The following is a 14114-nucleotide window of genomic DNA, read 5'->3' on the forward strand; positions in this document are numbered from 1 at the left end:
AAATCACTTTTTGGGCCGATAGACCTGATCTTCGGTCGGAAAGTGCCGGTTTCGGACATCCGCCGCATATTGGGCGGCGGCATGGCCGATCGTTTCCGCGATATTTTCATAGCGTTTCACGAAGCGGGGCACGCGCTCGAACATGCCCAGCATATCTTCCGCCACCAAAACCTGCCCGTCGCAATGGGCCGACGCGCCGATGCCGATCACCGGCACGTCCACGCTGTCGGTGACGGTGACGGCGATCTCCTCCATCACCCCTTCCAGCACCATGGCGAAGGCGCCCGCCTGCGCCACGGCGCGGGCGTCGGAGACGATCTTCTCATGCTCCTCCCGGCTCTTGCCCCGCGCGCCATAGCCGCCCAGCGCGTTCACCGCCTGCGGCGTCAGCCCGATATGCGCCATCACCGGAATGCCCCGTTGGCTGAGGAAGGCGATGGTCTCGGCCATGGCGGCCCCGCCCTCCAGCTTCACGCCCGCGCAGCCGGTCTCCGCCATGACCCGGCTGGCGCTGGCGAAGGCCTGTTGTGGCGATGCTTCGTAACTGCCGAAGGGCATGTCGACCAGCACGACGCTGTGATAGCTGCCCCGCACCACGGCGGCGCCATGGGCGATCATCATGTCCAGCGTGACGGCCAGGGTGGAGGGCAGGCCGTAGATCACCTGCCCCAGCGAATCGCCCACCAGCAGCATGTCGCAATGCGGGTCGAGCAACTGCGCCTGCCGCGCCGTATAGGCGGTCAGCATCACCAGCGGCTGTTCCGTCCTGCCCCCGGCCTTGCGGCTCTGGATGGCGGGCACGGTCAGGCGCTTAATCGGCGCGGGCGTGGGATTGGCGCGGCTGGTCGACGTATCGAGCGTGAAGGTCGTGGACATGGGATGCGCTCTACCCCAGCGCGGCGCAGGGCGCAAATCGGGGTTAAGTTCGTCATCCTGGCGGAGGCAGGGATTCCGCGCGATAGGGCACGGAGTAGGCTCACGAGATCCCAGCCTTCGCTGGGATGAAAAAATACGGGGAGCGGCAGGGCTGTGCCGCTCCCCGCGGGGGATGAACCTTGTTAAAGGGTCAGAAGGAGAATTTGATCGTCCCGCCCCAGGTCCGCGGATCGCCCGGCTGACCGGCGATCAGGCCGGTATTGCCCGGCGCGACCTGGAGATTTTCGATATAGTTCACGTCGAAGGCGTTGCGGACCCAACCGAAGATGTCGAACCCATCGCCGCGGAAACCGGCGCGGAAGTTGGTCAGCGCATAGCCCTTCACCTCCGTATAGATTGACGGCGAGGCGTTGGAATTCCAGTGCGACCGGTAATTGCCGTCGACGCCCAGATAGACCTGGCCTTCCTTCGCCAGCAGCGTGACCGGAATGTTATATTCCGCGCCGTAGGAGAAGGCCCATTTCGACACGCCCGGCAGATCGAAGCCGGAAATGTCGCATGCCCGCGGGCTGAGGGTGTTGGGAACGCCTGCATTCGAATAGTCTGCGGGCTGATTGGCGGGCTGCGACGTGCCGCCGGACAGTTCGGGCGGGCAGGGCGCGTTGGTGAACTTCTTGTACTTGGCGTCGGTAAAGGCGCCGTTCGCATAGGCGGTGAAGCGATCGCTGGCGACGACCTTGAAATCCGCCTCTATGCCCTGCGACCGGACCTTGTCTGCATTGGCCAGATAGCCGCGCACGGTGCCGAACTGGCCGCCGTTCACGGTCGCCTGGAAATTCTTGATCTCCGTGCGGAAGGCGGTGATGTTGAAGGTCGCCCGGCGATCCCAGAACTGGGTCTTCAGGCCGATTTCATAATGATTGACCCGTTCCGGCTTCACCGTGCCCGCGTCGTAGTTCACCGTATTGTCGGAATTGAGCGGCAAGCCGTTCTGGTTGATGCCCAGCGTCTTGAAGCTCTTGGCATAGGTCACATAGGCCAGAACGTCCTGCGCGATCCTGTAATTGACGTTGAAGTCGTAGGTGAAGTTCCAGGCGCTGTCCGAAGGGGCGCTGACCTGCGGCTGATACACGCCGCACTGGGCCGCCAGGTCCGTGGGAAGCGGATTGCCCGGCGTCGTCAGGCACGAAATAACCTGGCCCTGGCCGTTGGTTACGACCCTCTGGTAAAAGCCCGACTTCCTGTCGTAGTTCAGGCGCGCGCCAGGCTGGATGGTCAGGGCGTCGGTCACCTTCCAGCTCAACTGGCCGAACAGCGCCGCGCTGGTGGACTTGAGCCATTGCGTATTGCTGGCGGTCAACCCGGCCAGAACTTCAGGCCTGTTATAGGGGTTGGTCAAGCTGGCTGAGGGCGCCAGGCTCCATTTTACGGCATCGACCCCCTGCTGCTCGGTGCCCTGGGTATCGATCCGCTGCTTGAAGCCGAACAGGCCGACCACGAAGTCGATCTTCTGGCTTTCGTAATTATAGCGGAATTCCTGGCTATACTGGTCCTGCTGCGAGGGGTTTTGCGATTTCGACACGACCGACAGGCCGGTGAAGTCGCGGTCATTCTCCGGCTTCCAGTCCCAGAAGCGCCAGGCGGTGACGGATGTCAGCGTGCCCGGGCCGACATCCCACTTTATCTTGGCCGACACGCCGCCGATCTTGTTGCCTGCGTTGAGGCTGGAGTCGAGATCGGTCAGCCGGTCATAGGGATTGCGGCTGGGGACAACATAATTGCGGCCGGGATTGGCGGTGTTGATCGCGGCGACCAGGGCATCATACTGGCGGGTGAGCGGCCTTTGGGTGCGGCCGACGCGCACGAACACGGTGCCGCAGCATTCCGGATCCTGCTTGCTGTAATCGCCTGACAGGGTGATGCTGAAATCATCTTTGGGCTTGAACAGCAACTGGCCGCGAAGGCCCAGATTGTCCTGCTCGTTGATCCAGCGGTCGGTGGCCGTGTTGTAGAGCGTGCCCCGGCGGCTGGTCGCGGCCACGGCGATGCGGGCGGCGATCGTGTCCGACAACGGGCCGGAAATGGCCGCCTTGGCCTGCTTGTAATTGAGGTTGCCGACGGTCAGTTCGGCGCGGCCCTCGAAATCGAAGGTCGGCTGGTTGGTCGTGATGTTGATCGCGCCCGCCGTGGTGTTCTTGCCATAGAGGGTGCCCTGCGGCCCGCGCAGCACCTCGACCTGGGCGACGTCCAGGAAGTCGAAGGTCGCGGCGGCGACGCGGCTGTTGTACACATCGTCGACATAGATGCCGACGCCCTGCTCGAAGCCGTCGCTGGTCAGGCCGAACGGCACGCCCAGGCCACGGATGTTGACCGACGTGTTGCGCGGATTGGTGGTGTAGACCTGTAGCGTCGGCGCAAGCTGTTGCAGCTTCACGACGTTGAAATTGCCGGTCGCTTCTATGCTGTCGCCCCGGATGACGGAAATTGCCAGCGGCACTTCCTGCGCGGTTTCGGCGCGGCGGCGGGCGGTGACGATGATCACCTCGCCGCGGGCGCTGGATGCCTGTTCGCTATGGTCCGCCGCGGATTGCGGAGCGGTTTGAGATGCATCCTGCGCTTGTGCGCTGGACGCGATGATGGATGCGCCCGCCACGCCGGCGAGCAACAGAAAACGCGCAATCATGATGATTCCCCTTCCGGATGTCCGGTGAATATTGATCGCGGCCTCTGCGGTGATCCGCTCAAAGCCGAAGATATGGGAATGGAAAATGTGGCCCACCCCTTGCCACCTGTTATTCGGCCCTTTTTCCGGGCCTTTTTCAGCAACCCTGCATCTTGCGCCCCCGCGATTGTCTCAGGCGGTCAGGCGCGTCTTTTCCGTCACGTCGATCTGCACCACCCGCGCATCGTGAACGGTCAGCGTGACCGACCCGAAACGGAGCGATTCGAGCACGCTGCGTATCTTTTCGATGCTGACGGCGATGTCGTGGCGCTGCCCGTCGCCGCGGCCGTTGCGGGCAAATTCAATCGATCGGTTTTCACTCATAAACACCTCTTGAACACTCTTTATCTCAACTATTTTGATAGACAAAAAAGCAAATATAAAGGGCGCTCAAGTTTCTCTTGTCGCGCCCCGTTATGATTTAACCGTTCACCCGCAGCGCGGCCAATCGCCGCTCCTGATGCGCCAGCGGGATGGCGGGCCGTAATTGGCGCATCGCAGAGGCCTGCTCATGCGCATTGTCGATCAGCCTTTCGAGCAGCGCCTGACCGAACCGCCATTCGCCCAGGCCCGATTCCGCGTTGATATGGCCGCAAAAACCCGCATCGACGAAGCTGCTGCCCCAATTCTTGCCGATGCTGTGGGCGCGTTCGAAGAAGATATAGGGATCGTTGCGGCTCGCCACGACGATCGACGGGAAGGGCAGTTGCGCGCGGGGCGTGGGGCCGAAGCCGCCGATCGTCTCCGGCGTTTCCATCCGGTCGCAATCGGGCGGCGCCACCAGCAGCGCGCCCGTCACCGGCCAGCCATAGGCCTGGCTCTGCAACGCGCCCCACCAGGCGACCGCCAGACAGCCCAGGCTGTGCGCGGCCAGGATGATCGGCCCGTCCGCCGCCCGGATCGCCGCGTCCAGCCGCGTGACCCAGCTATTGCGGCTGGGGCTGGCCCAGCTACCCAGGTCGACCCGTTCGCAATCCCCGCGGGTTTTTTCCCACAGCGTCTGCCAATGGCCGGGTCCGCTATTGTTGAGACCCGGTATGGTCAGCACGACCGGTTGGCGGGCGTCACCCGAATGTCCGAATCGCTCCATGGTCAGATCCTCGTCCTATTGTCGAGGGAGAGATAATTCTATTTTTCTGGTAGACAATGGTCAAGCGACAAAATGTGTCGAAAAATGGGCAGCCCGATTCATCTGGCGTTCATGTTGAAACCGCGCTCCGATTTTCCCGTCTCCTGGGAAATAATCGGGTCATGGGGATGAAACCAAGGGGGGCCGAAGGGGTTTTCCATGGGCGTACAGGGAGGATCGCCATGAAGATCAATCGCAGCGGATCGGCGGTATGGAGCGGCGGCCTGAAGGACGGCAAGGGTGCGATTTCGACCCAGAGCGGCGCGCTCGACGCGCATCCCTATGGTTTTGCGATGCGTTTCGAAGGGGTGCCGGGTACCAATCCCGAAGAATTGATCGCCGCTGCCCACGCCTCCTGCTTCACCATGGCGCTGTCGCTGATATTGGGCGAAGCGGGGCTGACGGCGGAGAAGATGGAGACGAACGCCGTCGTCACGCTGGAGCAGCAGGAGGGCGGCTTCGTCATCACCGCCAGCAAGCTCAGTCTGAAGGCGGCCATCCCCGGCGCGGACGATGCCCGGTTCCAGGAACTGGCGGCCAAGGCGAAGGCCAATTGCCCGGTTTCGAAGCTGCTGAATGCGGAGATCAGCCTGGACGCCGAACTGCTAGGCTGACCGGAATCGCCTGGCGCGGATATGCTCCCGCCAGGCGATGTACAGGCCGCTCGCGATGATCAGCGCGGCGCCGATCCAGGTCGTCGCCATCGGCCAATTGCCCCAGATCGCCCAGCCGAGCAGCGTCGTCCAGATGATCGAACTATAGTCCATGGGCAGCACCACCGACACGGGCGCCCAGCGCAGGGCGGCGGTCATGCAGATTTGCGCGATGCCGCCCGTCACGCCGATCAGCAGCAGCAGCGCCCATGTCGCGGCGTCATGGGTCTGCCCATAGAAGACCATGGCCGCGCCCAGCGGCGGCAGGGACAGCATGGTGAACCAGAAGACGATGACCCCGGCATTTTCCGTCCGCCCCAGTTCACGCAGGATCAGGCTGACGCTGGCGGTGACGAACGCGGCGGACAGGGCGACCGCCACGCCGACCGCGGGGAAATGCCCCGCATCGGGCCGGACCATCACGATCACGCCCAGAAAACCGACCAGCACCGCGCTCCACCGGTGGATGCCGGTCGCCTCGCGCAGGATCAGCGCGGACAATATGGTGCCGAAGATCGGCATGGTGAAACCGATGGTCACCGCCTCCGCCGGGAGCAGCAGGATATAGGACAGGAAATTGAGCACCATGCCGGTCATGCCGATGACCATGCGCGTGGCGTGGACGCCGATGCGCCGGGTCCGGACTGATGCGATGCCGGTGGTGGAGGCGATCCAGGCGATGACCACCGGCAGGGCTAGCGCCTGCCGGTAGAACAAGGATTCGACCACATGCACGCCGCGCGCGTCGGCCAGCCTGACCGTCACGAACATGATCGACAGACAGATCACCGCAACCAGCCGCAGGCCGATGGCGGTGAGCGGACGATGCGGACGGCTGGAGGAAACAGACGGCACGCGACCGCCTTAGCCCCGCCGTCGGAGGACGCAACAGCTTAAGCGCGGTTTCGCCTGGCCCCTTAGGCCGAACGGCAGGGAAGGGTGGATTTCCGTCGCCCCCCTCCCGCCTGCGGGAGGGGAATGTCCCGGAGTGCCCAATCCCCGCTATTTCACCGGCTTGCGAAAGCGCAGCGTCATCCGGTCGCTTTCCCCGACGGCCAGATATTTCGCCTTGTCGACCTCTCCATTGCGCAGCGTGGGGGGAAGCGTCCACACGCCCTTTTCCCAATCGGCGGTGTCCCTGGGATTGGCGTTGATCTCCGACGACCCCGCATATTCGAAGCCTGCTGCCTCCGCGATCCGGCGGATGGTCGAAACCTTCAAATAACCGCTGCTCTTTTCCAGCGCCGCGTCGCGCCCTTCGGGCAGGCGATGATCGACGATGCCCAATGTCCCGCCCGGCTTCAGCAGATCGTAAAAGCTCTTGAAGGTCGCAGCTTCGGTGCCGCCCATCACCATATTGTGGACATTGCGAAAGGTAAGCAGCGTGTCGACGCTGCCTGCCGGGATCAGGCCGCTCTGGTCGGGAAAGGCAACCAGCTTCACCTTGCCGTAAACCTCCGGCTTCGCGGCCAGGAACGCCTTGTAACCGTCCAGACCGCGCCCGGTCGGCTGGAGCGCGTAGAAGCTGCCCTTATGATGCAGCAGGGGCGCCAGGATTTCCGTGTACCAACCGCCGCTGGGCGCATATTCAACCACGGTCTGGTCCGGCTTCACCCCGAAAAAGGCAAGCGTTTCAGCCGGGTGGCGATATGTGTCGCGGGCGATGTTGGCGGGCGTGCGGCTGGGCGCGGCGACCGCGGCGGCGATCGGATCGGCCGCCTGATGATGCCCCGCATGCTGGGCGGCGAGCGGAAGCAGTGGCAGGGAGAGGCCAGCCAGCAGCAGGGCGGCGCGGGCGAGACGGGTCATCGGCAATCCTCTCTTCATGGGGAAGCCGATGATGTGCCGGTGATGCAAGGCCAGCGCAAGCGGATCGTCGGGAAATTTCCTGCCCGCAACAGATCGTTACGATGCAGCCTACAGGCAGGCTTCCAGAAAGGGCTGGTCGAACCCGAACTGCCGCGCCTTGTCCAGCGTATAGGGACGCAGGCCCATGGAGCGATATTCGCCGATGATCTTCCCGCTGTCATCCTCGTCATGATATTCGAACTTGAACAGTTCCTGGGTGACGATGACGTCGCCTTCCATGCCGATCACCTCGGTCACGTTGGTCACGCGGCGCGACCCGTCGCGCAGGCGCTTCACCTGCACGATCAGATCGACCGAGTCGGCGATCTGCTTGGAAATGGCTTCCTTGGGGATCTTGATGTCGCCCATCAGGATCATATTCTCCATACGGCCCAGGCATTCGCGTGGGGAGTTGGAGTGGAGCGTACACATGGAGCCGTCATGGCCCGTGTTCATCGCGGCCAGCAGGTCGAAACATTCCGCGCCACGAATTTCGCCCAGGATGATGCGGTCGGGACGCATACGCAGGGCGTTCTTCACAAGGTCGCCGATGCTGATCGCGCCCTGGCCCTCCAGGTTCGGCGGACGGGTTTCCAGCGGCAGCCAATGCGGCTGCTGCAACCGCAGTTCCGCCGCGTCCTCGATGGTCAGCACGCGCTCGCCCGGATCGATCATCTTCGACAGGGCGTTCAGCATGGTGGTCTTGCCCGACCCCGTGCCGCCCGAAATCACGATGTTGAAACGGCACGCGCCCGCGATCTTCAGCGCGGTGCACATTTTCTGGCTCATCGCGCCCCATTGGGCCAGCATGTCCAGCGTGATCGGCTTGGCGGAAAATTTACGGATGGAGATGGCCGTGCCGCGCAGGCTGAGCGGCGGCACGATCACGTTGACGCGGCTGCCGTCGGGCAGGCGGGCGTCGGCCAGGGGCGTGGTTTGGTCCACGCGGCGGCCGACCTTGTTGACGATGCGCTGAGCGATCTGGAACAGATGCTCCTCGTCGCGGAACTTGATCGGCGCGATCTGCAGCTTGCCCTTTTTTTCGATATAGGTCTGGTCCGGGCCGTTGACCATGATGTCGGTGACGTCCGGGTCGGACAGCAATTCCTCCAACGGGCCCAGGCCCAGCAACTCGTCGACCAGCACCTTTTCCAGCGCGAACTGCTCGCGCCGGTTGAGGTTGAGCTTGAGTTCGGCCAGCACCTCCATGATGATCGGCCGGAATTCCTCGGCCAGTTCATCCTTGGTCAGCGTGGCGGCGGCTTCGGGATCGACGCGCTCCAGCAGGCGGGGGAGAACCTGCTCCTTGATCGTGTGGACCGACGCTTCAAAACCCTGCGGCCCGGTATCGGCTGAATGTTCGGCATTGGCGCGGTCCGACAGGCGCTGCATCGCGTCGGCGTTGCGCAGCATCTGGCCGGTCGGTGCGGAAAGCGGATCGAGCGGCGCTTCCGGGGAGATCGCCGTCATGTCCAGCGGGGGGAATTGCTCGCCGCCCTTGATCTCTTCCCTGGGCGCGCCGCCCTGCATGGGGCGGGCCAGGCCGAAGCCGGGCTTGATGCCGGCAGGTCCATTTTTCCGTCCAAACGCGCTCATGATTCTCCGCCGAAATGCTCTGGGTCTGATCTGATCGTTAAAGGTGAATAGAATGGAAACTTTGATAAATGGCTAATGCGCCGGGAACGGCGGCCACGCCCGGCCATGTCTTTGATGCCAGGCGTAATCTTGTGTCAGAGCGTTGGCCCAGACTGGCCGACAACAAAAAAGGCCGCGCTCCTCATCGGAGCGCGGCCTTTTTGGTTATTGGACGGTCAGGCCGTGCGGCCTATCAGCCAGCATGCTCCGCAAGGACGGTCAGGCCCTTTTCATTGACCTCGGCAAAGCCGCCGCGGACCGGGATGACTTCCGGCGCCGCGCCCGCGCTGGCGAAGATCTGCAACGCGCCGTCGCGGACGGTGGACATGAAGGGCGCGTGGCCCTCCAGCACGCCGAAGTCGCCATCGGTGCCGGGGACGACCACCTGATAGACCTCTTCCGAGCGGACGAGCTTTTCCGGGGTCACGAGTTCGAAATGCAGTGCCATTCTATTCTTCTCCCCCCTCCCTTCCAGGGAGGGGCCGGGGGTGGGTGCCATCGCAGAGCGATGGCCTGCGCCCTAGCCGAAAGGCAGGAAGCTCGCTTCCGCTCGCTACCCACCCCTTGATCCCCTCCCTGGAAGAGAGGGGAGACTTTGGTTGCTTACGCCGCTTCCGCAGCCAGCTTCTTCGCCTTTTCGATGGCTTCGTCGATGCCGCCGACCATGTAGAAGGCGTTTTCGGGCAGATGGTCATATTCGCCTTCGACCACGGCCTTGAACGACTTCACCGTGTCCTCGATCTGGACGAACTTGCCCGAAATGCCGGTGAAGACCTCCGCGACGTGGAACGGCTGCGACAGGAACTTCTGGATCTTGCGCGCGCGGGCAACGGTCACCTTGTCCTCTTCGGACAGCTCGTCCATGCCCAGGATCGCGATGATGTCCTGCAGCGACTTGTACTTCTGCAGGATCGCCTGGACAGCGCGGGCGGTTTCATAATGTTCCTGACCCACGACGCGGGGTTCCAGAACGCGGCTGGTCGAATCCAGCGGGTCGACCGCCGGATAGATGCCCAGTTCCGAAATGGCGCGGTTGAGAACAGTGGTGGCGTCCAAGTGCGCGAAGCTGGTCGCGGGCGCCGGGTCGGTCAAGTCGTCCGCGGGGACGTAGACGGCCTGCACCGAGGTGATCGAACCCTTGTTGGTCGATGTGATGCGCTCCTGAAGGGCGCCCATGTCGGTGGCCAGCGTCGGCTGATAGCCCACCGCCGAAGGAATACGGCCCAGCAGAGCCGACACTTCCGCGCCCGCCTGGGTGAAGCGGAAGATGTTGTCGACGAAGAACAGCACGTCCTGGCCTTCCTGGTCGCGGAAATATTCCGCGATGGTCAGGCCCGACAGGGCGACGCGCGCGCGGGCGCCCGGCGGCTCGTTCATCTGGCCGTAGACCAGCGCCACCTTGGAGCCTTCGGAAATCGCGTTGCCGTCGGCGTCCTTGGCGATGACGCCGGCGTCGAGGAATTCGTGATAAAGGTCGTTGCCCTCGCGGGTGCGTTCACCGACGCCCGCGAAGACGGAGGTGCCGCCATGGCCCTTGGCGATGTTGTTGATCAGTTCCTGGATCAGCACGGTCTTGCCCACGCCCGCGCCGCCGAACAGGCCGATCTTGCCGCCCTTCGCATAGGGGGCGAGAAGGTCGATGACCTTGATGCCGGTGACCAGGACGCTGGCGTCGGTCGACTGGTCGACGAACTCCGGCGCCTTGGCGTGGATCGGGGCGGAGAGGGTGGTTTCCACCGGACCGCGCTCGTCGATCGGCTCACCGACGACGTTCAGGATGCGGCCAAGCGTGGCCGGGCCGACGGGCACGCGGATCTGCGCGCCGGTGTCGGTCACTTCCTGACCGCGGGTCAGACCGTCGGTCGAGTCCATCGCGATGGTGCGGACGGTGTTCTCGCCCAGATGCTGGGCGACTTCCAGCACCAGGCGCTGGCCGTTGTTGCTGGTTTCCAGCGCCGAGAGAATGAACGGCACAGCATCGGGGAAGGTCACGTCGACGACAGCGCCGATGACCTGCGAAATGCGGCCTACGTTGTTGGTGCCAGCACCTGAAATTGTTGCCATGACTGCTTCCTTGCGTGCGTGATCTTAGAGGGCTTCGGCGCCCGAGATGATTTCGACCAGTTCGGTGGTGATCGCGGCCTGGCGGCTGCGGTTATACTGAATGGTCAGCTTGTTGATGAGGTCGCCGGCATTGCGGGTCGCATTGTCCATGGCGGTCATCGACGCGCCCTGTTCGGATGCGTTGTTTTCCAGCAGCGCCTTGAAAATCTGCACCGTGATGTTGCGCGGCAGCAGGTCGTCCAGGATCGCTTCCTCGCTCGGCTCATATTCCACCGTCGCGCCGATGGCGTTGCTGTCGGCGTCCTCCGGAATCTTGACCGGGATGATCTGCTGTTCGGTCGGAATCTGGGCGAGCGCCGACTTGAAGCGCGAGAAGAAGAGGTGTGCGACGTCGAACTTGCCGTTCAGATACATGTCCGTCAGTTCATGCGCGACCCGCTCGGCCTGATCGTAACCCGGTTCCTTGACGCCGGTAGTGTCGAACTGGGCGACGATCATGCCGGGAAAGGTGCGGTTGATGACCGGACGGCCCTTGCGGCCGATGAGGTAGAAGCGGACGGTCTTGCCCTGCTGGATCAGCTCGTCGGCCTTGGCGCGGGCGGCCTTGACGATGTTGGCGTTGAACGCGCCTGCCAGGCCACGGTCGGAATTGGCGACGACCAGCAGATGGACGTCGTCCTTGCCGGTGCCGGCCAGCAGCGGGGAAGCGCCTTCGCCCGAACCGCCCGCGATCTTCGAAGCGAGGCTGGCGACGACCGCTTCCAGACGGCTGCTATAGGGGCGGGCGGCTTCGGCGGCGGCCTGCGCCTTGCGCAGCTTCGCGGCGGCCACCATCTGCTTGGCCTTGGTGATCTTCTGGGTCGACTTCACCGACCCGATGCGCAGCTTCAGTTCCTTGAGGCTAGCCATAGTTCAAACATTCCGAGCAAGGGCCAGACGGCCCGCGAGACCAAAGAAACCGACGCCCATGGCGCCTTCGAACCAGCGCATCGCGCTGCTCTGCCCGACCCTGCGCCCCGCCCTGGTGGCGAGGGCCGCCAGAAGGGCGCACCAGAGGAAGCCCAGCACATAGACGATCGCGATCAGCAGCATGCCCTGCCACGGCGCGTCTGGGCCGGTGCCGACGAACTGCGGCAGCGCGGCGAGGAAGAAGATCGCGACCTTCGGGTTCAGCACGGTGCTGATGAACCCCTGGGCGAAGGGCGATCCGCCGATCCGCATCCTGGGCGCTTCCGAAGCGGGCGACGGCCTGATCGCGCCGCGCAGCATCGAAAGACCCAGCCATGCAAGGTAGATCGCGCCCGCGATCTTCACCGTCATGAACAGCCCCGGCACCGCGTTCAGCACGCTCAGGAAACCGAAGCCGCACAGCGCCATGTAGAACAGCCCGCCAAGCTGGATGCCGCCGATCGCCGCCATCCCCGCCTTCAGCCCACGGCGCGCCGCGTGCCCGGCCACCAGCATGGTGTCCGGTCCCGGCAGCAGCACCAGACCGATCGACATCACGGTCCAGGCAAGAAGGGAATGGGCGGTCAGCATCTAAATCAAACGACTCTCTACTTCCTCATTCGTCATCCCGGCGAAAGCTGGGATCTCGTGCGGCCAGGCCATGCCTTATCGCCTGAGACCCCAGCTTGCGCCGGGGTGACGGGCCAGATCAGGCGAAGGTCTTGCCGAACGAGTCCAGCGCGGCCTTCAGCTTCGCCTTGGCGTCATCGCCCAGATCCTTGCTGTCGCGGATCGCGGTCAGCACGTCGGCATGGTCGTGACGCAGATAGGCGAGCATCAGCTCCTCATAGCGGGTCACGTCCTTGACCGGGATCGAGTCGAGATAGCCGTTGGTGCCCGCGAAGATCGATGCCGTCTGCTCCTCGAAGGGCAGGGGCGAGAACTGGGCCTGCTTCAGCAGTTCCGTCAGGCGCGCACCGCGGTTCAGCAGCTTCTGGGTCGACGCGTCCAGGTCCGAACCGAACTGGGCGAAGGCCGCCATTTCGCGATACTGGGCCAGCTCCAGCTTGATCGAGCCGGACACCTTCTTCATCGCCTTGGTCTGAGCGGCGGAACCGACGCGCGACACCGACAGGCCGACGTTGATGGCCGGACGGATGCCCTGGTAGAAGAGGTTGGTTTCCAGGAAGATCTGGCCGTCGGTGATCGAGATCACGTTGGTCGGGATATAGGCCGACACGTCGCCCGCCTGCGTTTCGATGATCGGCAGCGCGGTCAGCGAACCGGCGCCATTGGCGTCGTTCATCTTGGCGGCGCGCTCCAGCAGACGGCTGTGCAGGTAGAAAACGTCGCCCGGATAGGCTTCGCGGCCCGGAGGACGGCGCAGCAGCAGCGACATCTGGCGATAGGCGACGGCCTGCTTGGAAAGGTCGTCATAAACGATCACGGCATGCATGCCGTTGTCGCGGAAGAATTCGCCCATGGTGACGCCGGTATAGGGCGCCAGATACTGGAGCGGAGCGGGCTCCGAAGCGGTCGCGGCGACGACGATGGAATATTCCATCGCGCCATTTTCCTCGAGCTGCTTGACGATCTGCGCGACGGTCGAGCGCTTCTGGCCGACGGCGACGTAGATGCAGTAGAGCTTCTTGCTCTCGTCATCGCCCGCGTTGATGCCCTTCTGGTTAATGAAGGTGTCGATGGCGACGGCGGTCTTGCCGGTCTGGCGGTCGCCGATGATCAGCTCGCGCTGGCCGCGGCCGACGGGAACCAGGGCGTCGATGGCCTTCAGGCCGGTCTGCACGGGCTCGTGCACCGACTTGCGGGGGATGATGCCCGGCGCCTTCACTTCGACGCGCTTGCGCTCCGCATATTGGATCGGACCCTTGCCGTCGATGGGGTTGCCCAGACCGTCGACCACGCGGCCCAGCAGGCCCTTGCCGACCGGAACGTCGACGATGGTGCCGGTGCGCTTGACGGTGTCGCCTTCCTTGATCTCGGCGTCGGAACCGAAGATCACGACGCCGACATTGTCGGCTTCCAGGTTCAGAGCCATGCCCTGCACGCCATTGGCGAACTCGACCATTTCGCCCGCCTGGACGTTGTCGAGGCCATGGACGCGGGCGATGCCGTCACCCACGGTCAGCACGGAACCGACTTCGCTCACCTGCGCTTCGGTGCCGAAATTGGCGATCTGGTCCTTGATGACCTTCGAAATTTCTGCGGCGTTGATATCCAT

The 14114-nt window shown here is 63.7% G+C and carries 13 protein-coding genes; 1 reads left to right on the top strand and 12 read right to left on the bottom strand.

The window, feature by feature from the left end:
- Positions 1 to 3 precede the first annotated feature (3 nt).
- The 4 genes from panB to NUH86_RS00300 form a co-directional block, all read right to left on the bottom strand.
- A complete protein-coding gene (panB, locus tag NUH86_RS00285) occupies positions 4 to 876 on the bottom strand; it encodes a 3-methyl-2-oxobutanoate hydroxymethyltransferase (protein ID WP_267250725.1) in 873 nt (290 codons plus the stop codon).
- Between the two features lie 190 nt (positions 877 to 1066).
- On the bottom strand, positions 1067 to 3559 hold the full coding sequence (locus tag NUH86_RS00290; RefSeq protein ID WP_267250726.1) for a TonB-dependent receptor: 2493 nt from the start codon (positions 3557 to 3559) through the stop codon (positions 1067 to 1069).
- A gap of 171 nt (positions 3560 to 3730) precedes the next feature.
- The gene (locus NUH86_RS00295) at positions 3731 to 3922 is read right to left on the bottom strand and encodes a YezD family protein (protein WP_267250727.1); all 192 of its coding nucleotides are present in this window, start codon (positions 3920 to 3922) and stop codon (positions 3731 to 3733) included.
- Between the two features lie 97 nt (positions 3923 to 4019).
- Positions 4020 to 4688, bottom strand: coding sequence for an RBBP9/YdeN family alpha/beta hydrolase (locus NUH86_RS00300; RefSeq protein WP_267250728.1), 669 nt, complete (start codon positions 4686 to 4688; stop codon positions 4020 to 4022).
- Between the two features lie 221 nt (positions 4689 to 4909).
- On the opposite strand from NUH86_RS00300, the gene NUH86_RS00305 reads away from it, so the two are divergent.
- On the top strand, positions 4910 to 5341 hold the full coding sequence (locus NUH86_RS00305; protein ID WP_267250729.1) for an OsmC family protein: 432 nt from the start codon (positions 4910 to 4912) through the stop codon (positions 5339 to 5341).
- On the opposite strand, the gene NUH86_RS00310 is transcribed toward NUH86_RS00305, so the two are convergent.
- The 8 genes from NUH86_RS00310 to atpA all read right to left on the bottom strand — a co-directional run bounded on the left by NUH86_RS00310 (position 5333) and on the right by atpA (position 14114).
- Entirely contained in the window at positions 5333 to 6235 is a 903-nt protein-coding gene (locus tag NUH86_RS00310; protein ID WP_267250730.1) for a DMT family transporter, read from the bottom strand. The genes NUH86_RS00305 and NUH86_RS00310 overlap by 9 nt on opposite strands.
- A 147-nt stretch (positions 6236 to 6382) precedes the next feature.
- Complete coding sequence (locus NUH86_RS00315; RefSeq protein ID WP_267250731.1) at positions 6383 to 7189, bottom strand: class I SAM-dependent methyltransferase; 807 nt, start codon at positions 7187 to 7189, stop codon at positions 6383 to 6385.
- Between the two features lie 108 nt (positions 7190 to 7297).
- Positions 7298 to 8824 carry a CpaF family protein gene (locus tag NUH86_RS00320; protein WP_267250732.1) on the bottom strand — a complete coding sequence of 509 codons (1527 nt, stop codon included), beginning with the start codon at positions 8822 to 8824 and terminating at the stop codon, positions 7298 to 7300.
- A gap of 232 nt (positions 8825 to 9056) precedes the next feature.
- Positions 9057 to 9311 (bottom strand): ATP synthase F1 subunit epsilon, encoded by a 255-nt coding sequence (locus NUH86_RS00325; protein ID WP_267250733.1) that lies wholly within the window; start codon positions 9309 to 9311, stop codon positions 9057 to 9059.
- 155 nt (positions 9312 to 9466) lie between these two features.
- Positions 9467 to 10927, bottom strand: coding sequence for a F0F1 ATP synthase subunit beta (gene atpD / locus NUH86_RS00330; protein WP_267250734.1), 1461 nt, complete (start codon positions 10925 to 10927; stop codon positions 9467 to 9469).
- A gap of 24 nt (positions 10928 to 10951) precedes the next feature.
- Positions 10952 to 11836, bottom strand: coding sequence for a F0F1 ATP synthase subunit gamma (locus NUH86_RS00335; protein ID WP_267250735.1), 885 nt, complete (start codon positions 11834 to 11836; stop codon positions 10952 to 10954).
- Between the two features lie 3 nt (positions 11837 to 11839).
- A complete protein-coding gene (locus NUH86_RS00340) occupies positions 11840 to 12466 on the bottom strand; it encodes a LysE family translocator (RefSeq protein ID WP_267250736.1) in 627 nt (208 codons plus the stop codon).
- Between the two features lie 118 nt (positions 12467 to 12584).
- Positions 12585 to 14114 (bottom strand): F0F1 ATP synthase subunit alpha, encoded by a 1530-nt coding sequence (gene atpA, locus NUH86_RS00345; protein WP_267250737.1) that lies wholly within the window; start codon positions 14112 to 14114, stop codon positions 12585 to 12587.

Origin of the sequence: Sphingobium sp. JS3065 (assembly GCF_026427355.1) — a bacterium.
Taxonomy (GTDB): Bacteria; Pseudomonadota; Alphaproteobacteria; order Sphingomonadales; family Sphingomonadaceae; genus Sphingobium.